General features: G+C 70.3%; 20 protein-coding genes. 15 read left to right on the forward strand and 5 right to left on the reverse strand.

Annotated features, from left to right (window positions below; genetic code table 11):
* Window positions 1-4: 4 nt before the first annotated feature.
* The 3 genes from KY572_RS43220 to KY572_RS43230 are packed head-to-tail and all read right to left on the reverse strand — an operon-like array spanning window position 5 to window position 3,928.
* The gene (locus KY572_RS43220) at window positions 5-1,258 is read right to left on the reverse strand and encodes a hypothetical protein (protein ID WP_224249632.1); all 1,254 of its coding nucleotides are present in this window, start codon (window positions 1,256-1,258) and stop codon (window positions 5-7) included.
* A gap of 34 nt (window positions 1,259-1,292) precedes the next feature.
* The gene (locus KY572_RS43225) at window positions 1,293-2,522 is read right to left on the reverse strand and encodes an SGNH/GDSL hydrolase family protein (RefSeq protein WP_224249633.1); all 1,230 of its coding nucleotides are present in this window, start codon (window positions 2,520-2,522) and stop codon (window positions 1,293-1,295) included.
* An 8-nt stretch (window positions 2,523-2,530) separates the two neighbouring features.
* On the reverse strand, window positions 2,531-3,928 hold the full coding sequence (locus KY572_RS43230) for an MBOAT family O-acyltransferase (RefSeq protein ID WP_224249634.1): 1,398 nt from the start codon (window positions 3,926-3,928) through the stop codon (window positions 2,531-2,533).
* A gap of 89 nt (window positions 3,929-4,017) precedes the next feature.
* Here KY572_RS43230 and KY572_RS43235 point away from each other — a divergent pair, with 89 nt between their 5' ends.
* From KY572_RS43235 to KY572_RS43275, 9 genes are all read left to right on the forward strand, one after another.
* Window positions 4,018-5,343 carry an amidohydrolase family protein gene (locus KY572_RS43235; protein WP_224249635.1) on the forward strand — a complete coding sequence of 442 codons (1,326 nt, stop codon included), beginning with the start codon at window positions 4,018-4,020 and terminating at the stop codon, window positions 5,341-5,343.
* Window positions 5,340-6,326 carry a class I SAM-dependent rRNA methyltransferase gene (locus KY572_RS43240; RefSeq protein WP_224249636.1) on the forward strand — a complete coding sequence of 329 codons (987 nt, stop codon included), beginning with the start codon at window positions 5,340-5,342 and terminating at the stop codon, window positions 6,324-6,326. Before KY572_RS43235 ends, KY572_RS43240 begins: the two co-directional genes overlap by 4 nt.
* A gap of 43 nt (window positions 6,327-6,369) precedes the next feature.
* The gene (locus tag KY572_RS43245) at window positions 6,370-7,560 is read left to right on the forward strand and encodes a serine/threonine protein kinase (protein ID WP_224249637.1); all 1,191 of its coding nucleotides are present in this window, start codon (window positions 6,370-6,372) and stop codon (window positions 7,558-7,560) included.
* A gap of 23 nt (window positions 7,561-7,583) precedes the next feature.
* Complete coding sequence (truA, locus tag KY572_RS43250) at window positions 7,584-8,381, forward strand: tRNA pseudouridine(38-40) synthase TruA (RefSeq protein WP_224249638.1); 798 nt, start codon at window positions 7,584-7,586, stop codon at window positions 8,379-8,381.
* Window positions 8,382-8,417: 36 nt separating this feature from the next.
* Window positions 8,418-9,137 (forward strand): hypothetical protein, encoded by a 720-nt coding sequence (locus tag KY572_RS43255; RefSeq protein WP_224249639.1) that lies wholly within the window; start codon window positions 8,418-8,420, stop codon window positions 9,135-9,137.
* A gap of 56 nt (window positions 9,138-9,193) precedes the next feature.
* The gene (locus KY572_RS43260) at window positions 9,194-10,558 is read left to right on the forward strand and encodes an AHH domain-containing protein (protein ID WP_224249640.1); all 1,365 of its coding nucleotides are present in this window, start codon (window positions 9,194-9,196) and stop codon (window positions 10,556-10,558) included.
* Window positions 10,559-10,566: 8 nt separating this feature from the next.
* Entirely contained in the window at window positions 10,567-11,130 is a 564-nt protein-coding gene (locus tag KY572_RS43265; protein WP_224249641.1) for an imm11 family protein, read from the forward strand.
* 204 nt (window positions 11,131-11,334) lie between these two features.
* Window positions 11,335-13,101, forward strand: coding sequence for a DUF3131 domain-containing protein (locus KY572_RS43270; protein WP_224249642.1), 1,767 nt, complete (start codon window positions 11,335-11,337; stop codon window positions 13,099-13,101).
* A gap of 132 nt (window positions 13,102-13,233) precedes the next feature.
* Entirely contained in the window at window positions 13,234-14,352 is a 1,119-nt protein-coding gene (locus KY572_RS43275; RefSeq protein WP_224249643.1) for an SGNH/GDSL hydrolase family protein, read from the forward strand.
* Between the two features lie 2 nt (window positions 14,353-14,354).
* Here KY572_RS43275 and KY572_RS43280 read toward each other — a convergent pair whose 3' ends face one another.
* Window positions 14,355-15,551, reverse strand: coding sequence for an acyltransferase (locus tag KY572_RS43280; protein WP_224249644.1), 1,197 nt, complete (start codon window positions 15,549-15,551; stop codon window positions 14,355-14,357).
* A 309-nt stretch (window positions 15,552-15,860) separates the two neighbouring features.
* On the opposite strand from KY572_RS43280, the gene KY572_RS43285 reads away from it, so the two are divergent.
* On the forward strand, window positions 15,861-17,261 hold the full coding sequence (locus tag KY572_RS43285; RefSeq protein WP_224249645.1) for a hypothetical protein: 1,401 nt from the start codon (window positions 15,861-15,863) through the stop codon (window positions 17,259-17,261).
* Here the strand turns inward: KY572_RS43285 and KY572_RS43290 are convergent.
* Entirely contained in the window at window positions 17,245-17,694 is a 450-nt protein-coding gene (locus KY572_RS43290; protein ID WP_224249646.1) for an ATP-binding protein, read from the reverse strand. The genes KY572_RS43285 and KY572_RS43290 overlap by 17 nt on opposite strands.
* 123 nt (window positions 17,695-17,817) lie before the next feature.
* Here KY572_RS43290 and KY572_RS43295 point away from each other — a divergent pair, with 123 nt between their 5' ends.
* From KY572_RS43295 to KY572_RS43315, 5 genes are all read left to right on the forward strand, one after another.
* Window positions 17,818-19,035, forward strand: a complete 1,218-nt coding sequence (locus tag KY572_RS43295; protein ID WP_224249647.1) for a PP2C family protein-serine/threonine phosphatase — start codon at window positions 17,818-17,820, stop codon at window positions 19,033-19,035.
* A gap of 228 nt (window positions 19,036-19,263) precedes the next feature.
* Entirely contained in the window at window positions 19,264-19,590 is a 327-nt protein-coding gene (locus KY572_RS43300; RefSeq protein WP_224249648.1) for an STAS domain-containing protein, read from the forward strand.
* A gap of 12 nt (window positions 19,591-19,602) precedes the next feature.
* A complete protein-coding gene (locus tag KY572_RS43305) occupies window positions 19,603-21,714 on the forward strand; it encodes a glycoside hydrolase family 2 protein (RefSeq protein ID WP_224249649.1) in 2,112 nt (703 codons plus the stop codon).
* Window positions 21,711-23,567, forward strand: coding sequence for a glycosyltransferase family 2 protein (locus KY572_RS43310; protein WP_224249650.1), 1,857 nt, complete (start codon window positions 21,711-21,713; stop codon window positions 23,565-23,567). The genes KY572_RS43305 and KY572_RS43310 overlap by 4 nt, the downstream gene beginning before the upstream one ends.
* 1 nt (window position 23,568) lies before the next feature.
* Window positions 23,569-24,915, forward strand: a complete 1,347-nt coding sequence (locus tag KY572_RS43315) for a DUF3131 domain-containing protein (RefSeq protein ID WP_224249651.1) — start codon at window positions 23,569-23,571, stop codon at window positions 24,913-24,915.
* Window positions 24,916-24,932 lie beyond the last annotated feature (17 nt).

Here is a 24,932-nt window from a genome sequence, read left to right on the forward strand (position 1 = left end):
CACGCTATCCCACGCTCGCCACGGGTGGCATCGCGGCACTCGGGGCGGCGGGAGTCGCCGGAGCGCTGGCCGGCGCCGCCGGGGGCGCGAAGCCGAGCCGACGCAGCATCACCTTGCGGATGCTCGGGATGCGGAACCGGTAGATGAACGCATCCGCGAAGTAGTGGGCCAGCACCACCCCGAGGCTCAGGGAGGTGACGACGCGGAGGATCGTGTGCGAGCTGCTCCCGGTGGGATCGGCCGTGCCCAGGGTGCCTCGGCCCGCGCCGTCCAGCAGCAGCCCGTGGATGACGCCCAGCGCCAGCAGCGGCAGCATGGACAGGATCATCAGCGGCCAGATCCACGCGCGCCCCAGCCGGGCCGGCGGATCTCCCTCGCGAGGCTCCATCATCCGCGCGGTGATCATGTAGTACTCGAGGCCGTGCATGGCGGGCAGCATCACGTTGCCCCACATGGGAGCCACCAGCGTCAGCCCCGTCGCAGTGGCCACCGCGAGCAGGTACAGCACCTTGGGCCCGCTGGCGTTGCCCGCGCGCAGCACGGTGCGGAACAGCAGCGCGAAGAAGCCCAGCCACACGGCGAGGATCACCGCCAGCGCGCCATGGGGCAGCAGCGCGCCCTGGCCCACGTCCAGGTACGGCGTGGCGCCCGGGGCGGCCGAGTCGGGGACGAAGAAGAGGCGCACCAGGATGAGGGTGAGCACCAGCGGCACGTAGGTCTGCTGCAGCGTGCGCTCCCGAGGGTTGCCGGACCCGAGCCCGGCCTGGTGGCCGCGCAGCGTGTGCAGCGCCCAGAAGCCCTTGTGCTGCGACAGCGTGTGGTGCAGCCCGAAGATGTTGAAGAGGACGCCCACGATGTACACGTGGGCATCCTTGTTCATGTAGTACGTGAGGATGAACGCCGCGCCCACCGCGAGCATGGCCAGCGTGCCCGCAAGGATGATGCGGGGCTGCTTCGGCTCGGCGGTGAGCACGTCCCGGTGCACCGCGAAGAGCAGGTAGGTGAGCACCACGTGGGTGCCGTTGCCGAGGATGTTCTGCGCCGTCCACACCGCGAGCCGGTTCACCTCGTCCGCCGCCCGCAGCCCCACCAGCGCGCTCACCACCGCCGAGCCCACCGTGAGCAGGATGGGCAGCGTGAGGAACGCCGCGTCCGCCCGCGGCGAGAAGAGCCACAGCCCCCGGAACGGCAGGCTCCCGCGCGACGCGGGGGTGGACGTGGCGGGCCCGTGGGCCAGGGTGGGGGTCGACGCGGTCATCACTCCCAGTATACCCGCCCTCTGGGGCGAGCGATCAGGGAGCCGCGTCTTCCGCGACACCCCGGCCCCCTGGGTCGGCCACCGCCTCCGCGAGCCGCCGGGACAGCTTGGGCCGGCCGCTGGACTCGTTGAGGTGCGTCACGTCGATGAAGTCCTCCGGGCCGAACTCCGGGCTCTCGGCCAGGTCCAGCACCGGCACCCCCGCCTCCCGCTCGATGCGCGCCAGGACAGCAGCCAGGCGGGCACGGCCCTCGGGGGTAGGCTGGTTCCAGGCCCGGTTCCGGGGCGCCAGCACCACCCGCGTCTCGAGGGACACGGCGGCCAGGGCGCGCACGGCCTGGATGAAGGCCGTCACCTGCGCGTCGTCGAAGCGCAGCTCCAGCATGTCGGCTGTCTCCACCCTCCACTCCCGCTCCGACTCCAGCACCTCCGGCACGCTGCGCAGCCGGGCCCAGGCCAGGTAGGCCTCGCGCGTCTCGTCGAAGATCCAGCGCACCTCGCCTCTGCGGACGGGATCCCACTCGGGGACCTGCCGGCGCTCGATGGCGGCCCGGCCCTCGTGGATGCGCGACACCCAGGCCTTGCGCTCCGCGCTCGGGTCCTCGGGCGGAGGCACCGGCCACCAGGCGGGGGGCGGCGCGTCGAAGAGGCGGGTCTCCAGCAGGGACGTCACCGAGAGCGACGAGGTGCCCCCCATCAGCCGCAGCGCTCCCAGGTGCGAGGCCTCCTCCGGCGAGCGGCGCGCCTCCTGGGCGAGCGTGAGGAGATCGGCCAGCAGGGCCTTCTTCACGGCGGACTGCTCCCGGTACCAGGGGGAGCGGCCACGCGCCAGGGTGGCCTGGAAGGGGGTGAACTCCACCAGGGAGAGCCGGGCCTTGCGGCCACTGCGCTCGAAGGCGTCCGCTACTCGGCGGGCGAGCAGGGCCTGCATCTCGGGATCCACACCGGGGAAGCCGAGGTTGTACGCGGTGGCGGGCGACGGGAGGTGCTTCTCGAAGGTCTCCGGAGAGAAGCCGTGCTGGATGAGCGACGAGCCGAAGACGAGCACCGCGTCCTCACGCTGGGCCAGCTCGGGCAGCGCTCCGAGGAACTCCTCCAGCCGGATGGAGCCCTCGGTGAACTGGGCGCGCAGCTCCGGAGAGGTGGTGCGCACCAGCAGGGAGACGAACCCGCGCGCCAGCCCGAGCGCGGCCACCAGCAGCACGAGCCCCACCCCGAGGGTCCGGGCGGCGATCCGATCGCTGGAGGGGGAGGGCGAGGGCACGGGCGGGCTCAGAACTGGAAGTAGATGAAGCTGTGCCCCGGCATCCCGATGGCGATGGCCACGGCCAGGCAGGTGGCCACCACGGGCCACAGGGCGAAGGGACGCTGACGCAGCTCGGTCTTCTCCGCGAGCGCGGAGGCCGCGTGGCACAGGACGAGCCCCACCACCACGAACAGCAGGGTGAGCACGGCGGGCCAGGTGAAGGAGGAGGGCACCGCGGGCACGTGCATGCCCCGCAGCACCCGGAGCGCCGCGGGCAGGCTCTCCGCGCGGAACAGCACCCACCCGAGCACCACCAGGTAGAGCGTGCCCAGCCGCTTCAGCCAGCGCACCGCGGCCGAGGGCGTCTGCTTCAGCGCGGGGAAGCGCCCCACCAGCAGGTGCGCCACCACCAGCAGCAGCCCGTGGTACAGGCCCCAGAGGACGAACGTCCAGTTGGCCCCGTGCCACAGCCCGCCCAGCAGCATGGTGAACACCAGGTTGCGGTAGCGGCCCGTGCGGTTCCCGCCCAGCGGGATGTAGAGGTAGTCGCGCAGCCACGTGGACAAGGACAGGTGCCAGCGGCGCCAGAAGTCGATGGGCGAGGTGGCCAGGTACGGCAGATCGAAGTTCGGTGGCAGCACGAAGCCCAGCAGCAAGGCCACGCCGATGGCGATGTCCGTGTAGCCCGAGAAGTCCGCGTAGATCTGCCCCGTGAAGGCGAGCGCCCCCGTCCAGGCCTCCAGCGCGCTCGTGGCCCCCGAGGCCTGGAAGAGCGCATCCGAGGGCGCCGCGAGCAGGTCCGCCACCGTCTTCTTGAAGAGCCCCACCGCGATGAGCAGGTAGCCGCGCCGCACCTGCTCCCAGCGGGGTGGCTCCATCGTCTCGAACTGCGGCAGCAGCACGGAGGCGCGGATGATGGGCCCGGCCACCAGGTGCGGGAAGAACGACACCGCCGCCAGGAACTCCTCGGGACGCTCGCGAGCGGGCAGCTCCCGGCGGTACACGTCGATGGTGTAGCTCATGCTCTGGAACGTGTAGAAGGAGATGCCCGCCGGGAGCAGGAGCGAGAAGGTGGGCTCGGGCACCGAGACGCCCAGCGCGCCGAGCAGCCCGTGCGCCGAGTCCGCGAAGAATCGCGCGTACTTGAAGAAGGCCAGCACCCCCAGGTTGGCGACGATGCTCACCACCAGGAGTGCCCGGCGGCGGCGCTCGTCCTGGGAGCGGGACAGGCGCAGGGCGATCCAGAAGTCCAGCAGCGCCGTGCCGAGCAGCAGCGGCACGCAGCGCACATCCCACGCCCCGTAGAAGAGCAGGCTGCCGCCCACCACGAGCCACAGCTTCGCCCCCCGCGTCCGCGCGGCGAAGTGGAACGCCACGAAGAAGGCGATGAAGAACAGCCAGAACAGGGCGGTGTTGAAGAGCATGCGGAACGGGCGCCACCCGGAGCCGGGCGCATCATCGCCCGTGCGCCGCTGGGGACGCTACCCTCGGGCCGTGCTAAGAGAGGGCACGCATGGAAGGCCGCCTGCTGCTCAAGAACTGCGCCATCTTCCGAGCGGACGGACGCGTCCGCACCGGCATGGCCCTGGTGGTGCAGGACGGGCTCATCCGCCGCGTCGCCCCGGATGCCGACGTCCCCGTCCTTCCCGGAGACTGGGAGGTGGCCTGCCGGGGACGGCTGGTGGCTCCCGGGCTGGTGGACTGTCACACCCACCTCGTGGGCGGGCAGACCCTGCCCCCCACCGGCAATTTCCTCCTGAGGGCGCCGGACACCCGCCAGGATCGGCGCAAGCACGTGGCCTCGCTGCTGACGGCCGGCGAGGTGGAGGCCCTCTCCCGGTTCGCCCTGGCCCGGGCGCTGCGGGACGGCATCACCCTGGTGGTGGAGCACGTGGAGGCTCCCTCCGACGTGGCCGGAGCGCTCGAGGCCCAGGCGCGCGTGGCCGAGCAGCTCGGCGTCCGGCTGGTGACGGGCCACATCACCCACAGCCTCTCGGGAGACGCCCCCGCCCAGGCCTGCCTCGAGGCCAACGCGGACTTCGTTCGGCGCTACCGCTCCCACCCGCTGGTGCGTGGCGCGCTGGGCTTCCAGTCCTCCCACTCCTGTGAGGACAGCCTCCTGCGCCGCGTGAGCGCGCTGTCCGAGGAGCTCCAGGCCCCCATCCTCTTCCACCTGGCCGAGGGGGAGGACGATCTCGCCGCCACCTACGCCCGGCACGGCAAGCGCGTCGTCCCCCGGCTGGAGGAGCTGGGCCTGCTGGGCCCTCGCGCCATCGCCGCGCGGGCGCGGAGCATCAACACACAGGAGGCCGAGCGGCTGGCGGCCGTCGGCGCCTTCGTGGCGCTCAGCCCGCGCGCCCACCTCACCTCCGAGCCCACGGGCGAGTCGCTGGAGGCGGTCCTCTCCCGGCACCACATGGTGGGGCTGGGCACCAGCGGACATGGGACGCTCTGGGACGAGGTGCTGGCCGCCTTCATCGGGCTGATGCGCATCGCTCGCTCCGGCCGCCTGCCGGATCCGGACGGCGCCCTGTCGCAGCTGCTGGTGAGCGGCCCCGCGGAGCTCGTGACCCGCCTCTTCAATGCGCCCTCGGGCAGGGTGGAGGAGGGCGACATCGCCGACCTGGCGGTATACGACTACGTCCCCGCGGCGGACCCGGAGACGGGCTACTCGCCGCACCTGCTCGGCCAGCTGGCCCGCTCGCGGGTGGCCTGGACCATCGTCAACGGCCGCGTCGCCGTGCGCGAGGGGCAGCTGCTCGGCACGGACTTCGCGGAGCTGGCCACCGCCGCCACCGCCGCTCTGGCCAGCGTGTGGACCCGCGCCCGCCTCGGATGAGCTCCTCGCCCGTCTCCCTCGTCGAACGGCTTCGCGCCGCCCGGGAGCGGCGGGGGGCCCTGCTCACCGACGCGAGCACCACCGCCCTCCGCCTGGTGAATGGCGCCCCGGACGGAGTGCCCGACGTCACCGTGGACTCCTACGCGGGCGTCCATGTCGTGAGCCTCTACCGGGACTTCGCTCCCTCCGAGGAGGAGGCCCTGCTCGCCGCCGCCCACGAGGCCTGGGCGCCGCGCAGCCTCTACCTGAAGCGCCGCCCGCGCGAGGCCCGCGTGGTGGCCAACACCGCTCGGGACGTGGTGGCGCCGGAGCAGCCCGCCCGGGGCGAGCCGGTGGAGTCCCTCGAGGCGCTGGAGAACGGCCTGCGCTTCCTGATCCGCCCGGCGCAGGGGCTCTCGGTGGGGCTGTACCTGGACATGCGCGAGACGCGGGCCTGGCTGCTGGGGCAGGTGAAGGGCCTCTCCGTGCTCAACCTCTTCTCCTACACCTGTGCCTTCGGCGTGGTGGCTACCGCGGGAGGCGCCCGGCGCGTGCTCAACATCGACACCAGCCGCCGCGTGCTGGACTGGGGCGAGGAGAACGCCCGCCTGAACGCTCAGGCCGTGGACCGCTACGACTATGTAGCAGGGGACGTCTTCGACTGGCTGGGGCGGCTGGCGAAGAAGGGGCAGGGGTTCGATGTCGTCATCTCGGACCCACCCTCCTTCTCCACCACCCGCACCACCCGCTTCTCCGCGGCGAAGGACTACCCGCTGCTGGCCGAGGCCGCCGCGCGCGTGGTGGCCCCCGGGGGGCGGCTGGTGGCCTGCTGCAACCTCTCCACCCTGCCGCCTCGGCGCTTCGAGGCCATGGTGGCCGAGGGCCTGGGGCGCGCGGGCCGGCAGGGGCGCTCCGTCCTCTCGCTCGGCCCCTCTCCGATCGACTTCCCGTCCTCCCCGGAGGCCCCTCCCGGTCTCAAGGTGAACGTCGTTCAACTGCGTTAGAGTCGCGGCTCTGTCACGCTTATCGGCTATTGTTCCGAGCCCGATGTCCTCCAGCCCCGCGACCCGAGACTCCAGCCGCTTCGGCAAGTACCGACTCATCGACCGCATCGCGGTGGGCGGGATGGCGGAGATCTTCCTGGCGCACCAGGTGGATGGCGAGGGGCTGGAGCGGCCCGTCGTCATCAAGCGCATCCGCCCGCACCTGTCCAAGCACGCCACCTTCGTGAAGATGTTCCTCAACGAGGCGCGGCTGGCGGCGCAGCTCAACCACCCCAACATCGTGCAGATCCACGACCTGGGGAAGATCGGTGAGAGCTACTTCATCGCCATGGAGTACATCTTCGGCCGGGACATGCGGAAGGTGATCCCCAAGGCCGAGGAGCTGGGGATTGCCTTCCCGCTGGTGTACGCGCTGCGGATCGCCTCGGACGTGTGCTCGGGGTTGCACTACGCGCACAAGAAGGTGGACCTGTACGGCAACCCGCTGAACATCGTCCACCGGGACGTGACGCCCGAGAACATCTTCGTGTCCTTCGATGGCACGGTGAAGCTGCTGGACTTCGGCATCGCCAAGGCCGCCAACCAGGTGGAGCAGACGCGCTCGGGCGAGCTCAAGGGCAAGCTCAGCTACATGAGCCCCGAGCAGTGCCACGGCAAGCCCCTGGACTGCCGCAGCGACATCTTCTCGGTGGGCGTGGTGCTCTACGAGTGGCTCACGGGCTTCAGGCTCTTCACCGGCGAGTCCGAGGTGGCGGTGATGCGCAGCATCACCGATGGGAAGATCTACGCCCCGTCCTACTTCAAGGCGGACATCCCCGAGCCCGTCGAGGCCATCCTGATGAAGGCGCTCGAGAAGGATCGGGATCGGCGCTACCAGACGGCGGGGGAGATGCGCGCGGCGATCGACGCGTTCCTGAGCACCTACGAGTTCACCCCCACGCCGCTGCACCTGTCGAACTTCCTGCGGCAGCTGTTCCACGACGAGCTGCGCGAGGAGCAGGGCCGGCTGGTGAAGCAGACCACCAGCTCGGACGAGGTGCTGGTGCTGGATGACGAGGTGACGCCCATGGCGGCCAACCCCATGCGAGAGGGCCGCAGCCCCTCCGAGCGGCTCCTCAGCCTCACCCTCCCCGGGGAGCAGGTCGAGGCGCTCGAGGCCATCGCGCAGCGCAGCGGCGTGAGCGTGAACAAGATGGTGGGAGAGCTGCTCGCGGCCTGGCTCAAGTACCGCTAGGTCGACGGAGGCTGCTGGACGCCATGCCTCGCGTGAAGCTGGTCCTCGAGTATGACGGAACGCGTTATGTGGGCTGGCAGGTGCAGCCCAACGGGCGCTCCATCCAGGCGGAGCTGCGGGAGGCGCTGGGCCGGCTGCTGGGCGCTCCGGTGGAGGTGGCGGCGGCGGGGCGGACGGACTCGGGAGTGCACGCGACGGGGCAGGTGGTGTGCTTCGACACGGAGCGCCAGCTGCCCCTCAAGGCGTACTTCATGGGGCTCAACGGCCTGCTGCCCGAGGACATCGCCGTGGTGCGCGCGGAGGAGGTGCCGGCCGCGTTCGATCCGAGGCGCTGGTCTCGCGGCAAGCGCTATCGGTACCGGGTGAGCAACCGGCCCACGCGCTCGCCGCTGCGGCGGCACACGCACTGGGAGATCTACGCTCCGCTCCAGGTGGAGGCCATGGCGCGCGCGGCCACGCACCTGCTGGGGCGGCATGACTTCTCGGCGTTCCGGGCGTCGGACTGCCAGGCGGCGCACGCGGTGCGCGAGGTGCGCCGGCTGGCCGTGGAGGGCACGGCGGGGGACGCGGTGTTCTTCGTGGTGGAGGGCACGGCGTTCCTCAAGCACATGGTGCGCAACCTGGTGGGGACGCTGGTGGAGGTGGGCAAGGGGCGCAAGCCGGAGGCATGGGTGGCCGAGGTGCTGGCGTCTCGGGACAGGACGCGGGCGGGGCCCACGGCGCCACCGCAGGGGCTGGTGCTGGAGGAGGTGTTCTACGGAGAGGGGCCGCCTCCTCGCACGGCTGGGGACTCGGCGGACGTGTTCGACGACGAGCCGTGACGCCTGCGGGCCGGGCTTGGGCTAGGCTCCGGCGGCGTGAGCTCCAAGCCGCCCAAGGTTCTAGACTCGCTGCGCGTCCGTGTTCGCCGCCTCCAGTTCATCGTGGGGATGGGTTTCCTCTCGCTGGTGGTCGGCTCGGTGCTCACCGTGAGCCTGACGGTGCGGCTGAGCGAGCGTGTCCAGGGGATGCAGGTGGAGCCCCTGCGCGTGCTCATCGCCATCGTGCTGGAGCACCTGTGGGTGCTCGGGGTGCTGCCGGTGATGTGCTACGGCGCCGCGCGCATCCTCGAGCTCAGGCCTCTGTCGACTTCGTTGGGGGCGGCGTTCTCGGGACAGCTCTTCGTCTTCGCGCTCTCGTTCGTCCGGGATGGCTTCGAGGGGCTGTGGGCGGGGTGGTTCTACACCTCGCTGCGAGTCATCGCGTTCTCCGCGGGAGTGTTCCTGTCCCATAGGGCGGTGGTGCGTGGGCGTGCCGCGGCGGCCCAGGGCGCGGCCAAGGCACAGAAGCAGGCCGAGGAGCGGAAGGCCGAGTACATGGAGTTCCTGAAGGATGCCGAGCGCGGAGCGGAGAAGTCCGCGCAGCGTGAGGCGGAGCGGGCCGCGGCGGCGGCTTCGGTGGGTGGGGCGGCGGTGGCTTCGGCGCCGGCAGTGGAGAGCACTGCTCCCGCGATGGGCGCTACCGTGGAGCCTGCCGCTCCGAGCGCGGCGAGCCCCGAAGCTCCCGCGGAGACGAAGGCCCCGACGGCGGAGGGGTGAGCTGGCGGCGAGGCGGTCCTCCAACCTGAGTCCTCCTCGTAGGAAGGGGGTGCCCGATGGGGCCGTGGCAGGTGCTGTGGAAGGCCGAAGCGCTGGTTCTGGCGGTCATGGTGCTCGGGTGCAGCGGCACGCCGCAGCGGGTCCGGGTGGAAACCGGAGCCGGGGGAGAAGGCATCGTCCTTCTTCCTCGCACCGTTACCGTGGAACCGGTGGAGGTGACGCCGGAGGAAACCACCCGTGCCATCCAGAGATTGGCGCGAGAGGTGCGGCTTCTCGGCTCCCCACGTGAGACGGCGGAGCGGTTGTTCCAGCTCGACGCGCTGTACGGCGATTACCTGTACCTGCTGCGAGAACGGAAGCTGGTCCCGCTCGATTCAGGCGCGCCCCTGGAAGGGACGCTGACGGAGGCGGAGCAGCAGTGGGTCCGCCGGTACAAGGGCTGGTGTCAGAGCGCCCATGGCGTCGAGGGCGATTGCCTGGGAGGCGCGCTCATTGGCGGGAAGTACCTGGATCTGCAGGGCCGCTACATGTGGGCGATGGCTCTGAGCAAGAGCCCGGTGCTGGAGGAGTTCGAGAAGGCGCTGGGGGAGATGGTGAGCCTGCAGGCCGTCATGCAGGCGGCGACGTGGACAGTGGTGACGCTGCTGTTCCTGCTGGCGCTGCCCGAGCCTGTCACGAAGTTCATCGCCGCGTGGGCGACGGCGGCGCTCATTCTCTGGGTGGGTGCCCGGACGCTCTACAACCTGGTGACGGGCTGGTTCCAGCTGATGGAAGAGGTGAAGGCTGCGCGCACCTTCGAGGAACTGCGTGAGGCGGGAGAGAAGTTCGGCAGGTTGTTCTCGAGAGAGGCGGCTCAGGCGTTCGCCATGATGGCGATGGCGGTGCTGACGCACACGACGGCAGGATTCGCCAAGCAGGTGGGGACGCTGCCCGGTTCAGCGCAGGTGTCGATGCGGGCTGTTGGCCAGGAAGGCCTCCTGCTGTCCGAGGTGGGAGCAGTGGAGTCGGTGGCGGTGACGGCGGAGGGGTTCGTCGTCACGCTGCCCCCGGGCGCGGTGGCGATGGCGGCACGCGGTGGGCGAGGCGACCGCACGCAGAAACATCACATCGCGACCGTTGCTAATGAGAAATCCACCTTGCGTGGAGGCCCTTGGACTCCGCGATTCCGGGAGCTTTTCGCCAAGGCCGGATTGCGGCTGAAGGATCTGGAGAATGTGGTGCCCATTCCAGGGCACAAGGGCCCTCACCCCGAGCGTTACCATCGGCTCGTCTACACGCGACTGGACGATGCAACGAGAGGCTGTCGTAGCATCGCCGAATGCCGAGCGAGGCTGACGCGGGCACTCGACAGGCTGGCTCAGGAGATAGCTGCGCCAGGCACCGAGCTGAACCAGCTCGTCACCCAAGGTAGGCCACGATGAGGGGGTCCATGCCCAAGCGCTTCTTCGAACTCCACGACGATCTGTATGTCCGAGGGCGTTGGCACCTGAAGAACCCCACTGATGGCAAAGGCCGCAAGCTGGACGATTGGGACTTCAGGCTCGGTACGCCCGTGCATGTCGAGGGGCGGTTGAAGATCCGCATCGAACAAGAGGGAAAACCACTGGACTTCTCCGAGACGAACTCCCGGATCCCTGTGGTTCACGTCAGGGTCGCAACAGCCTTCCTGGAACTGGCTCCTGACGACGTGCAACTCATCCCCGTGGATATCGAACGCCAGCCAGAGCAGTACCTGGTCCTGGTCGCCACACGCTTGATTCGATGCATCGACGAGAAGACCTCGAAGGTGCAGTTCTGGCAACCGGAGGATGGTCTTCCCGAGAAGGTGGGCCAGTACTACGCCGTGGACCACATGCGTGTGGACAAGGCGAAGATTGGAGACGCTCGGGTATTTCGTCCCGATGGGTGGCCCGGCAGCCTCATCGTCTCCGAGGAGATCAAGGACGCCTTGGAGCGCATGGGCGCCACCGGCGCGAAGTTCGAGGAGGTCTGACGACCACGGAGCGTGAGGTGATCCGCCACACCCATGGCTTTTCGCGACGATGAAGCCTGGAGTGCTGGCCGCGTGCCACGTCATTCCAGCTATTTGGGCCCAATCCCTCGGTGTTCCAGGTCTGGCGTGCTTCCTGCTCTGAAGGGGAGCGCTGCCACAACCTGCTGGAAGGCCCGCTGAGTCCGGCTCGCCAGGGAGGGTGACGTGTCGCGCCGCCTCATCCACCTCCGTCTCGCCCATGTCCTCCTGCCCTTGCTGCTGTGCTCCTGGGCCGCGGTGGCCGCCGAGCCCACGGGCTCCAACGCCGCCGCCCTCGAGCCGGCGGCTTCGGCTCCGGGCCTGCTGCCGCGCAAGAAGTCCTCGCCCGCCGCGGCTCCCCGGCCCGCAAGCCCCTCCCGCTCACCGGTCTGCTCCCCCGTCAGTGACTACCCGGACAACCGCTGCATGGCCCGGCAGCCGCTGTGCGAGCAGGATCTCGCCATCGGCCGCACGGCCTGGAAGTACTTCGAGAACAACCTCCAGCCGCAGACAGGGCTGGTCAACGCCGCGGACAACTTCCCGTCCACCACCATGTGGGACCTGGCCTCGTCGCTGGCCGGCACCATCGCCGCCGAGCAGCTGGGCTTCATCACCCGCAAGCAGTTCGACGATCGCGTCACCCCCATGCTGGCCTCCCTGTTGGCGCTGCGGCTCTACCAGGACGAGCTGCCCAACAAGGTCTACAACACCGTCACCGGCGAGCTGACGGACTACGTCAACAAGCCCTCGAAGGATGGCGTCGGGTACTCGGCGCTGGACATGGCGCGGATGCTCTCCTGGCTGCAGCTGCTGGGCTGCATGTATCCGAAGTACGTCCCGCCCGTGCGCAACATCGTCCAGCGGTGGAAGTTCCACCGCATGGTGCGCGACGGCCAGCTCTACGGCGCCGCCATGAACGCCTCCACTCGCAAGGATGTCTCCATACAGGAGGGCCGCCGGGGCTATGAGCAGTACGCGGGGAAGATGTTCGCGCGCCTGGGCTTCGATCAGCGCATCTCGGCCACCTATCGCAACGCCTTCGCCAGCTCGGTGGACATCTACGGCGTGCAGGTGCCCATCGATACGCGGGACCCGCGCATGCTGGGGGCCTACAACTTCGTGGTCACCGAGTCCTATGTGCTGGACGTGCTCGAGTTCGGCCTGGATGAGGAGAATGGCTCGCTGATCAACGCCATCTACGAGGTGCAGAAGCGGCGCTGGCAGCAGACCGGCATCGCCACGGCGGTCTCCGAGGACAACATCGATCGGTCGCCCTACTTCATCTACAACAGCATCTATGCCGCCGGCACGGCGTGGGCCTCCCTCACGGACAAGGGCGTGCGCCACGACGGGCTGAAGACGATCTCCACCAAGGCGGCGCTGTCGCTGGCGACCCTCTTCCCCCAGGATCCGTACTCCGCCGTGCTGCTCAACGCGGTGGGCAGCGCGTACTCCCCGGAGCGCGGCTGGTACTCCGGCGTCTACGAGAGCGGGCTCGGCTACAACAAGGCCATCACCGCCAACACCAACGGCATCATCCTCGAGGCGCTGCTCTACAAGGCCGTGGGTCCACTCCACGAGATGTGCGCCCGGTGCCGTCGCACGCCGGAGGTGGTGGCGCCTCAGGTGGTGGAGGCCAGCCGCAACTTCGCCGAGTATGCCTCCGCCGCCGCGTACGCCCCTTCCTTGCCGCAGCCCACGTATGTCCTCGTGGCCGCGCCCGACCCCGCGCCCGCAGCAGCTCCCCCGGCAGCTTCGAAGCCCGCGCCCGCGGGTGCCAGCCCCGCCTCCGCGGCTCCCAAGCCCGCGCCCGCGGGTGCCAGCCCCGCGCCCGCGGCTCCCAAGTCCGCGCCCGCGCCAGGCGGCGCCTCCCCGCAGGTGGCGGCCTCTCCGTCCGCTCCGGCTGCTGCTCCTCGGGTCGTCCCCGCGTCCGCTCCCGCCCCCGCGAAATGAGACGCCTCGCGGCGGCCCGGCAGCCCACGGCCCGGGGCGAGCGGCTCGCTCTTCTGCCTGGCGCGCTCCGGGGCATGGGTCGCTCCTCGGGCGCGGCTTCGAAGGCGACCCCTCGACAGGAGCGGAACTCGGATGAACACACTGGTCTTGACGGTCGGTCTGGTGCTCCACCTGGGGGAGACGGGGAGCCCGGCGGTACAGGTGTCTCCCTATGCGAGCGAGCTTCGGTTCTCCGGACGGGTCGATCGCACCGACCCCGAGGGGCCTCGCTTCGCCTGGTCCGGGACTCGGTTCGAGCTGCGCTTCACCGGCACCTCGGTCCGGGTCCGGCTGCGCGATCTGCCCAAGATTCCGGATCCGCACGGGAAGATCTGGCCCAACCGCTTCCAGGTGACGCTCGACGATCAGCCGCCCCGGCAGCGCATGGCCAGTGACAGCTCCGAGGTGCTCTTCGAGCAGTCAGGCCTGTCTCCGGGGCCCCACCGGCTGGAGGTCTACAAGCAGACCGAGGCATTCGTGGGAGAGGCCCAGCTGCTGGGGCTCGAGCTGGCCCCGGGGGCGCGGCTGCTCCCTCCGAGCCCCGCGCCGGCCAGGCGCATCGAGTTCTTCGGAGACTCCGTCACCGCCGGCTATGGCAACGAAGGCCCGGACAGCAGCTGCCACTTCTCCGCCGACGTCCAGAACCACAGCGTGACCTACGGAGAGCTCACCGCGCGGGCGCTCGACGCCGAGTCCGTGACGGTCGCCTGGTCCGGCCGTGGAGTGATTCGCAACAACGATGCGCCGGAGGGGGCACCGGTGCTGCCCCAGCTCTGGGATCGCACCCTGCCTGCGCGCGACGGGGCCCGCTGGGACTTCACGTCGTGGAAGCCGGATGTCGTCGTGGTGAACCTGGGGGCCAACGACTTCGCGGGCGGCGATCCCGGGAGAGCGGCGTTCGAGGCGGGCTATGAGGCGTTCCTCTCCGGCATCCGAGCTCGTTACCCGGAGGCGCTCCTCGTGGTCTGCCTGGGCCCCACCATGAGCGACAGCTGGCCGGTGGGCGTGCAGGCCCGGACGAAGGCGCGGCGCTACCTGGAGTCCTCCGTCCAGCGCCTGCGGAAGCGGGGAGACTCCCGCGTCTTCTTCCTGGAGTTCGCGACACAGCGGCCCGTCGATGGCTACGGCTGCGACTACCACCCCAACCGGGTGACGCATCGGGCGATGGCGACGACGCTCACCGCCCGATTGCGCGAGCTGCTCGGCTGGTAGCCTCAGGCCGAGGGTGCGGGGCTCTCGGCCGGGGTCTGCTGGCCCTGCGCTGGCGCCGGAGCCAGCCGCGGCTCGGCAGCCCGCTCGAGACCGATCAGGAAGGCCAGCGGCTTGAGCTTCCCGAACCCGTAGGCCAGGGCGAAGGAGCCCGGGACGACGAGGGCGAACTTCGAGAAGATCATCACCAGCGGGGAGAGGTCCCAGCGCTCGGTGAAGGCCACGATGTCGAAGAGATCGATCAGGATGGGGTGCAGCAGGTAGACACCGAAGGTGTACGGGGACAGCCTGCTGAAGAGGGGCGACCAGTTGAGGTGCGAGGCCGCCATGAAGGCGCCGAACACCAGGACGGGCATCAGGCGGTTGGCGTAGAACGCGCCGCCGTTCCGGTCGACCCAGCTGCCCGCCTTCGCCACGGAGAAGGCGTAGACCAGCGTCGTCAGGAAGGCCAGGCCCACCAGCAGGAGCAGCAGCCGCAAGAGGTCCCGGGACTCCTCGCGGTCCGCCCCCCGCTTCCACCAGGCATAGAGGCTGAACGCCTGCATGCCGTAGCCGAGGTAGCCGAGATCCTTCACCCCCTGCAGGGCCATGACTCGCATGAACGGGTCGGTGATGGCGCCCCACATCCAGCGCTGCACGAAGTCCATGAGGTACAGCAGGGGAATGAGCAGCAGGCCCAGGATGGGGTAGCGCCGGGCCATCCGCATGCAGGGATACGCCAGGATGAGGATGAAGAGGGTGGGCAGGAAGTGCAGGTGGTACTGCGCCGAGCCCGTGAGCAGGTAGCCCACCCACGAGCGCGCTGCCTGGAGCTCGTTCCAGATGGCCTCGCTGTAGCCAAAGGCCGAGGCCTTCAACAGACGGAAGAACGCGAAGAACAGCGTCCAGATCAAGAAGGGGAGCAGCAGTCGCTTCGCCTGACCCAGGACGATGGAGCCGTAGGCCGTGTCCCCCTTCTCCAGCTTGTGGGCCAGCAGGAACAGGGAGAACACCAGGAAGATCTCGGCGCTGGAGATCTCCGCGACGCTGCGGACGAACGCGGTGGCCAGGTTCATCAGCGGGTCGGGGCTCTTGAAGGGAGCTCCGCTGAAGTTCGTCGAGCTGTGAATCAGGACGATGCCTACGGCGGCCAGGATGCGATTGGCATCGAGCCAGACCATGCGGTGTGAGGGAGTCGCTGGAGGGGGAGAGGCGCTTGTCATGGACTGCTCCTTTTCGTGCGGATGCATCCGCTCGTCGTGTCGGGCACAGTGGCCCCGTGGCCAGGCCTGGAGGCAGGTTCAGCATCCGGTGTGCCAGGGTCGGTGCCTGGCGAGGGCGAAGGCCGGAGGCGCTGCCGAGCCCGGGGGAGGGCAGCGACGTCCGCACGGGAAGCATGGGACTGCGACACACGTGGCGTTTCGCCACAGCGGCTCACGAGGCGGACGACAGGGCCGTGCCGGCCTTTCGGGCACTTCGAGGGACGGAGCCCGGCTGCGAGGACTGGCCTGTTTCCTGCTCAGTGTCTGCCCATGAGCCGCCGCGCTCTCATCGTCGTGACGGTCCTCCTGTCGCTCGGCGGTGCCGCCGCGGAGGCCCAGTCCCTGCCGCTGCTCGCCCGGGCGCGGCAGCTGGCCTGCGCGCCAGAGGCGCAGGAGGCTCGCGAGGCGGTGCTCGCCCTGCGCTCGGCGGACACCCTGGCCCTGGGCTTTCCGGACGAGCAGCTCTCCTCCCAGGGACAGCGGACGCTGCACGCGAGCGTGCTGGACATCCTCCTGGCGGCGCTGGCGCTGGGCGTGCGCAGACACCCCGAGCTCGAGCCGGAGGTGGCGGCGCTGGTGAGCTCGTGGAACGCCTGCGCCCTCATCGACGAGGGAGAGGCCTACGACGTCGTCCGGGGAGAGGGCTCGCCGCGACGGCGGCGACTCGTTCTTCCCCTGCCGCTGGGAGGCGACGGGCTGCGCGCCTGGAAGCTGCTTCCCGAGCCCTCCGGTGACGGCCCCCAGGTCGCTGGCCAGGGCCCGGCCTCACTCGAGCAGCTGTGCGCGGACGGCATCGAGGGAACCTCCCTCTTCGACTTCGTGCCGGGAGTGCCCTCGGGGCCGATGCGTGTCGCGCCGCCGGCACCCGAGGTGGCTGCCGACTGCCTCGTGCCGCCTCCGCTGCTTCCTCTCCCCGCGTCCCCCAAGCCAGCGCCTCTCCCGGAGCCCTCCGCGCCACCTGCTCCTGAGCTTGCCAAGGAGGAGCCCCTCACCTCGAACCTCCTGCTGCCTCCGCCGGGCACGCCCGTCGACGCGGTGCCCCTCGTCGCGGCGCCAGGCGGCCATGGCTGGACCACCGGCGTGTCCTACTCCCAGGGGCTGCAGGGGCAGGGGTCGCTGAGCGCCATCGGCCTCTTCTCTCCCGTGCGTGGGCTCACCTTGAGGGTGGGCGCCGGCTTTGGTCTGCTGCGCGAGTTCCGACCCTCCCGTCAGGTGCAGCGCCTGACGCTCTCCTGGGGCGTGGGCTACTCCGGGGGAAAGCCGGGGACCTGGTCCCTGCAGCTCGACAACTGGGGACCGCTGGATCCCACCGCTCCCAGGGACTTCCTCCGCGGCGTGGCCTTCGACATCGGCTACCAGGCGAGGCTCCCCGCGCTGCTGGAGCGGGTGCTCTCCACAAGCTTCAAGCTCACCCTCCCGCGCGCAGGCTCGCCGTCCACCTCTGCCGTGTTCGTCGTGAGGCCGGCTCCCGGCGGCTTTGCCTCGGTGGCCCTGCGCTTCTCACCGCTGGAGCGCACGCCGCTCACCTGGTCCTACTCCGCGGGCTATGCGCTGACCTGGAGCCCCCGCACCTTCTCCCTCACGTACGCCCACTGGGGAGCTACCCCCGCCTTCGAGTTCGATCCCCTGAAGGGAGGCGCGCTCACCGCCAGCGTCACCTGGAGCTTGTGAGCGAGCGGCGCCGCACCAGCCGCATCCGGTTGCCGCTGGGGAGCGCCTCGTAGGCCACCTCGTCCATCAGCTCGCGCAGGATGTACAGCCCCCAGCCTCCCTCTGGCAGCGTGTCTCGAGCCTCCGGGTCCACAGCCGGCAGGGAAGGCCGGCTCAGCGCTCCGGCGGGAAGTGACGCGCCCTCATCGCGCAGCTCGAGCACCAGCCCGCTCGCATCCTTCCAGGCCTTCAGCTCGAAGGGCTGCCCCGGGCGCGAGCCGTACGCGTGCTCGATGACGTTGTTCATGGCCTCCACCGCGCACAGCTCGATCTCGGCCATGGCCTCCGGGCCGCACCCGAGCGCCGAGAGCAGCGCGCGCAATGCCTCCGCCGCCTTCCTCACGGAGTCGGGCTCGCTCGTGAGGGCGAGGTGGAGCTGTGTGGGTGGCTGCATCTCAGGGCTCCAGTTCATCCTTCCACGACAAGCTCTGCGAGGAGCATGCCGGCCAGCGCTCACACGGCGTCCCGAATCTTGCATGGAGTGCCCTCGATCGGAATTTCCCGAGCAGGAGAGGTCATGGACCTGGAGAGCGATGATGTCCCTCGCGGCAACTCCCCCGAGGAAGCGTCAGGACCGAGGAGGGAGCCGCACCTCGCCCACCCGCAGCCCCGGACGGCCAGGCGTCCACGGCGCGTGCTGGTGGTGGATGATGCGCCCACCACCTGTGCCCTCTTCTCCGGCATGCTCGAGCGGGAGGGCATGGCCGTGAGCGTGGCCACCTCCGGCTACGAGGCGGTGGCCATGGCCCAGGCCGACCCTCCGGATCTGGTCCTGCTGGACTACATGATGCCGGACATCACGGGCATGGCCGTGGCGCGGCGCATGCGCGCGGACCCACGTCTGCGCGAGGTGCCCATCATCCTCGTCACCGCCTCCTCGCTCGAGAGCACCATGGAGGAGGCTTTCGCCGCGGGGGCCGATGACTATCTCATCAAGCCCGTCGCGCGCCCCCTGCTGCTGGCGCGAGTCGAGGCGGCCATCCGCGCCCACGAGAGCCGCATCGCCGCGCGCAGCGCGAACGCGCTCCTCCAGGATCTGCAGGAGGCCCGGCGTGTACAGCAGTCGCTGCTGCCCAGGCTGCCGGTGGACTTCGAGGGCTGGCACATCAGCGGGGCGGTGGTGCCCTGCTCCCTGGTGGGAGGGGACATGGTGGACGTGATGCCCGGCATGGGCGGGGCGAAGGTGGTGTCCCTGGTGGACGTGGCGGGGCACGGCATGGCGGCGGCCCTGGTCGCGGCGCAGGTCTCCAGCGAGCTGCGCATGCTGGTGGAGACGCGGCCGCTCGACGAGGCGATGATGGCGCTCAGCTTCCACATGTTCCACCGTGGCACCGAGCGCTATGCGTGCGTGGCGGCCATCGAGATACGGGGCGGCAAGGTCACCGTCATCAACGCGGGCCTGCCTCCGGTGTGCGTCCTGCGGCGGGGAGCGCTCCGTGAGACCGTCTCGGCGAGCGCGGTGCCGCCAGGGCTCTTCGAGGACCCCACGGTCATCCCCACGCACCTGACGATCGATCCGGGGGACTGCGTGGTGATGCTCAGCGACGGGCTGACGGAGCCCTTCGGACGCGCGGACTCCGTGGCACCGGGGCTCACCGCGCTCGGGCTGCAGGGCATGAGGGGGCTCGCGCCGGCCCCGCCGGCCCTCGTCCAGCGGATCCTGGAGTGCGTGGGCGACTCGCAGCGAGACGACGCCACGCTGCTCGTGCTCGACCGCGTGCCCGGCGGGCAGTGAGGGCCCTGGCGGGGCCTGTGGTGGGACACGGCGGTGAACGCGTGGAGCGAGGGAATCCGCCACAGCCCAGCGCGGCGAGCGCGCGCACCCCCCAGCAGCACCCGCTCGGTGTGGCACGGCACGGACGTTGCTCAAGCTTCGAGGAGAACCCTGAGCCGAGAGGCGGACAGGGGCTGGCTGGGAGCCTCCACACGAAGGCCTGGCCCCATTCCCTGAACCGGAGATGCCATGGACCTGAAGACCGAGTGGCTCGAGGACACACTCATCATCACCCCGCATCTGGACCGCCTGGATGCCCTGGCGGCCGTGGAGTTCCGCAAGGAGGTGCTGCAGCACGTCGCGGACGGCAAGCGCGTCGTGCTCAACATGATCTTCATCACCTTCGTGGACAGCTCCGGCCTGGCGAGCCTCGTCTCGGTGCTCAAGGGCCTGCCGCCCGGAGGCTCCCTGCGGCTCGTCCATGTGCACTCGAACGTCCGGGCGCTGCTGCAGCTCACCCGGCTGGTGAAGGTCTTCTCCACCTTCCCGAGCATCCGGGAAGCCATCGAGGCCTGAAGGCGCGCGCCCATGTCCCTGCTTCCGCTCACCGCCATGTGCTCCGCCCTGCTCGCCGCTGCCTCCGTGGGCCGCGCCGGAGCCCTGTCCCTGGAGGGCCGCTGGATCGCCAGTGAGCAGGAGCTCACGCAGGCGCCTCGCTCCCTTCCCGAGGGCAGGGAGATGCCGGTGCCCTCCAACTGGTACCGGCACGGCATCGATCGGGGCGGCGTGGTGTGGTTCTCCCGCGAGGTGCGCCTGCCCACGGACGGGCACTTCCGGCTCGAGTTCGGCGGCGTGGATTATGAGGGGCAGGTCTTCTGGGATGGCCAGAAGGTGGGTGGGCACCGCGGGTACTTCGCACCCTTCTCGCTGAAGCTGCCACCAGGCCGGGCCGGCTCCCGTCACCTGCTGGCGGTGCGGGTGGACAGCCCCCTCGAGTCTCCGGAGGACTTCAGTCAGTTCAAGACCCTCATCAAGGGCGTGCTTTCGCACCACGACACGCGCCCCGGAGGGGCGTGGTCGCCGCGAGGCCAGGAGGCGAATACGGGCGGTATCTGGGGGGCGGTGCGGCTCGTGCCCGTCCGGGCCGCGTGGATTGGCGACGCGCGGGTGCGCACGCTCGGGGCCAGCGCACGCAGGGCCCGCCTGCGCGTGGAGATCCAGCTCGACGAGGTGCTCGAGCCCGAGGCGCTCCTGGACTTCGTGCTCCGGGAGCCCGGGGGCACCGTGGTGGCGCGCGTGGAGCTCGGCAGGGTGGGCCAGCAGCGGCGCTTCGAGCGTGAGGTGTGGCTTGCCCGTCCCCGCCTGTGGTGGCCGCGCGAGCTGGGAGAGCCGGCGCTCCATGACCTCGAGGTACGCGTGCGAGGCCAGGCCGGAGAGGATCGGCTCGCCCGCCGCGTCGGGATCCGCACGGTGCGCCAGGACGCGGGCCGGCGCCTGATCGTCAATGGCGTCCCCCTCTTCGTGCGCGGCACCAACTACATCGGCAGCCTCTACCTCGCGGAGCTGGACCGGGGGATGGCGGCGAGAGACCTGGCGTTGATGGAAGCGGCCCACATCAACGCGGTGCGGGTGCACGCGCACCTCTCGTCGCCCGCCTTCTACGACGAGGCGGACGCGCGCGGAATGCTGGTGTGGCAGGACTTCCCGCTGCAGTGGGGCTACGACGACAGCCCCGCCTTCGCCCAGGAGGCCCGCCGCCAGGTGGGGGAGATGCTCTCGGCGTTCGGGCACCACCCGTCCATCGTCTTCTGGACGGGACACAACGAGGCGCCCTGGTCCTCGGAGTGGATGGTCTACAAGTACGGGGCGCGCTACAACCCGGACCAGAACCGCGAGCTGGCCCGGGCCCTGGCGGAGGCGCTGAGCGCCGACACGACCCGGCCCCACCAGGTGAACTCCCCGCCAGCCGAGCACGCCTGGGCGGGCTGGTACTTCGGCAGCTACCGCGAGTTCTCCCGGCCCGCCGCCCACCCGGTGCTCACCGAGTTCGGAGCCCAGGCGGTGCCCGCGCGGGCCACGCTGGAGACCTTCCTGCGCCCCGAGCAGCTGTGGCCCCTGGAGGGCAGCAACCTCGAGCTCTGGACGCACCACAACTTCCAGCTGCGCGAGCTGCGCGACCTGGCCCGGGTGCCGACGGGCGGCTCGGTGGACGAGCTCATCGAGAACTCCCAGCGCTACCAGGCGCGGCTGCTGCAGTTCGCCGCGGAGCAGCTGCGCCGGCAGAAGTGGCAGCCGGTGACGGCGCTCTTCCAGTTCATGTTCGTCGAGCACTGGCCCTCCATGAACTGGGGGATGCTGGACCATCTCCGCCAGCCGAAGCAGGGGTACGCCGCGCTGGCGCGGGCCTACCAGCCGGTGCTGGCGGTGGCCTCCCGGCCGCGCAAGGACGGGCCGCTGCGGCTGAGCCTCGTGAACGACCGCCAGTCCGCGCTGCCGGGCCTCTCGCTGCGGGTGCGCTTCGGGGAGGACGACACGCGGACGCGCGAGCTGCGCGTGGACGTGCCCGCCAACGGAGTCCTGGAGCTCCCCGAGGAGCTGCCGCCGCCAGCGCCCACCGAGTCCCTTCGCCTCACCCTCATCGAAGCATCGGGTGCCGCCCTCTCCGACAACCACTACGCCCCTGGGTACTTCACGCCATGACCATCGCCACCGTTCGACAACCATCGCTCGAGTCGGACAGCGCTCCTCCCCGGGAGGAGGTCCGCTCCGGCTCCATCGAGGAACGCCAGCCTCCCGAGCCCATGCCCCACAGCGCGGCGCGCGAGGCGCTCTTCCAGTCGCTCGCGACGGCCTCCGTGGTCTTCGGGCTGTGGTACCTGGACTGGCGCTGGACCAGCTCGGTGAACTGGGAGGCGTGGTGGTTCTCCGTGCCCCTGCTGCTGGCCGAGACCCTGGCCTTCGTCGGCACCTGCCTCTTCATGCTCAACCTCTGGCGCACGGAGGACACGCCGCGGAGCCCGCCGCCGGCGACGGTCGCGGACATCCTGGAGAGGAAGCCCAAGCAGGATCGCCCGCTCATCGTCGACGTCTTCGTCGCCACGTACAGCGAGGATCCGGAGCTGGTCCGGCTGTCCCTGCGGGACGCCCGGAAGCTGCGCTACCCGCACCCCATCGACTTGCGCGTCCACGCGCTGGACGATGGGCGGCGCCCCGCCATGCGGGCCGTGGCCGAGCAGGAGGGGGTGGGCTACATCACCCGCGGGGACAACGTCGGCTTCAAGGCGGGCAACATCCGCAACGCGCTCGAGCAGACCCAGGGCGACCTGGTGGTCATCTGCGACGCGGACACGCGCCCCTTCCCGGAACTGCTCGAGGAGACGCTCGGCTACTTCCGCGATCCGCGGGTGGCGTGGGTGCAGACCCCGCAGTGGTTCTATGATCTGGACGAGGGAACGCCGCTGCCCGACTTGCTCTCGCGCTCCCTGCGGCTCGGCCGGGTGGGCCGCGCGCTGGGCCGCGGCGTCGAGGCGCTCATCGGCCCGGTGCGCGTGGGCGCGGACCTGTTCGGCAATGATCCGGCGCTCTTCTACGACGTCATCCAGCGGCGCCGGAACTGGTGCAACGCCTCGTTCTGCTGCGGCGCGGGCAGCGTGCACCGCCGTGACGCGGTGATGGAGGCGGCGCTCCGGGCCTACGGCGAGCAGGTGGCCAGCGCGGTGGAGCAGATCACCCAGGAGGTAAAGGACACGCGGCTGCGCGCCGATCTCTCCGAGGTCATGTCCGGCGAGGCCGCGCGCGAGTTCGAGCTCACCCCCTACAAGTTCCACGTGTCGGAGGACATCTACACGAGCATCGTGCTGCACTCGGACTGCCAGCGGCGGTGGAAGTCCGTCTACCACCCGCGCGTGCTCACCCGGATGCTCTCCCCGCAGGACCTGCTGGCGTGGACCATCCAGCGCTTCAAGTACGCGGGGGGCACGCTGGACATCTTCTGGAACGACAACCCGCTGCGCCGCGCGGGGCTCAGCATCTGGCAGAAGCTGATGTACGGGACGACCATCTACTCGTACCTCGCGCCGCTGTGGACGGTGGTCTTCCTGCTCTGGCCCATCCTCTACCTCTTCACCGGCCTGAGCCCCGTGGAGGCCTACGACACGGACTTCTACATGCACCTGGTGCCCTTCGTGGTGCTGAACAAGGTGGCCTTCGCCGTGGGCACCTGGGGCGTGCCCGCCTGGCGCGGCGAGCAGTACTACCTGTCGTTCTTCTGGCTCAACATCAAGGCCATCGCGGACGTGATGAGGGGCAGGCCCATCAAGTTCCACGTCACGCCGAAGACGCGGCAGGCGGGCACCTTCCTGTCGCTCGTCTGGCCCCACGTCGCGCTCATCGCGCTGACGCTGCTGGGCCTGGTGGTGATGGGCGTGCGCGTCTTCGTCCTCCGCACGGAGGGCCTGGACGCCTACCTGGCCAACGCCTTCTGGGGGCTCAACAACGTCCTGGCGCTGTCCGCGATCGTGTTCGCGGCGCTGCGCAAGGAGAAGGGGAACTGAGATGCGACACTCGAGAGGGTTCATCGCCGCGCGCTCGCACGCGGCTTTTCTCATCGGGCTGATGGCGGCGCTGGGAGTCATCTTCTTCCTGCGCTACCGCATGCCCACCGTCCGGCCGGGAGTGGTGGACTACGCGCGGCTGCTCGAGGATCGGCCCGAGGCCGCGCCGCTGCATCCGACGGGGGTGCCGCTCTCCGAGCAGGAGCGCGCGTGGGCGCGGATTGCCTGGACCTACTTCGAGCGCAACTACCAGCCGAAGACGGGCCTGGTGAACTCGGTGGATGCGTACCCCTCCACCACGCTCTGGGACCTGGGCTCGTACATGATGGCGCTGCTGGCCGCCGAGGACCTGAAGCTCATCGGCGGGCCGGAGTTCGAGTCGCGCATGAACGCGCTGCTGGCCTCGCTCGCCGCGCTGCCGCTCGTGGACGGCCGGCTCCCCAACAAGGCCTACCACACCGCCACGCTCGCCATGGTGGACTACGACAACTCCGAGTCCCGGAATGGCGTGGGCTGGTCCGCGCTGGACGTGGCGCGCTTCGCGGTGCCCGCCACGCTGATCACCTGGCGCCACCCTCGCTACACGCCCGCGGTGCGCGCCGTCCTCCAGGCCTGGGGGCTGGAAGACATGGCGCGGGACGGGCAGATGATGGGCAGCCACCGCTCCAGGGAGGACGGGGGGCTCGTGCTCGTCCAGGAGGGGCGCTTCGGCTACGAGCAGTACGGCGCCAAGTCGCTCTTCCTGCTCGGGTTGGATGTGAGCCGGGCCCTGCGCTACGAGGTGGGCGTGGACGTGATGGAGGTGGCGGGGCAGCGCGTCGCCTACGACGCGCGGCTGCCGGAGGATCATGCGGGCACGCAGAACGCCGTGCTCTCGGAGCCCTACGTGCTGGAGGCGCTCGAGTTCGGCCTCAACTCCACCACGCTGCCCCTGGCGCGCGCCGTCTTCCACGCGCAGGCGGGGCGCTTCGAGGACACGGGCATCCTCACCGCGGTGTCCGAGGACAACATCGATCGGCCTCCGTACTTCGTCTACAACAGCGTCCTCAACGGCAGGCGCGAGTGGGCGGCCTTCGCTCCGGATGGCAGCGACGCCTCCGCGCACCGCAGCCTCTCGCTGAAGGCGGCGTTCGGCTGGGCCTACATCTTCGCCGGTGACTACTCCGGGCGCCTGCTCCAGGGGGTGGCGGCGCTGAACGATCCGCAGAAGGGCTGGTACTCCGGGCGCTACGAGGCGGACGGGAAGGTGAACACCGCCATCACCGCCAACACCAACGCCCTGGTGCTCGAGGCACTCTGGTACCGGGCCCGGGGCCCCCTGCTGCCGGCGGCGAGGGCACTGCGATGAGCCTTCGAGTGGTTGAG

This window comes from Hyalangium gracile, assembly GCF_020103725.1.
Classification (GTDB): domain Bacteria; phylum Myxococcota; class Myxococcia; order Myxococcales; family Myxococcaceae; genus Hyalangium; species Hyalangium gracile.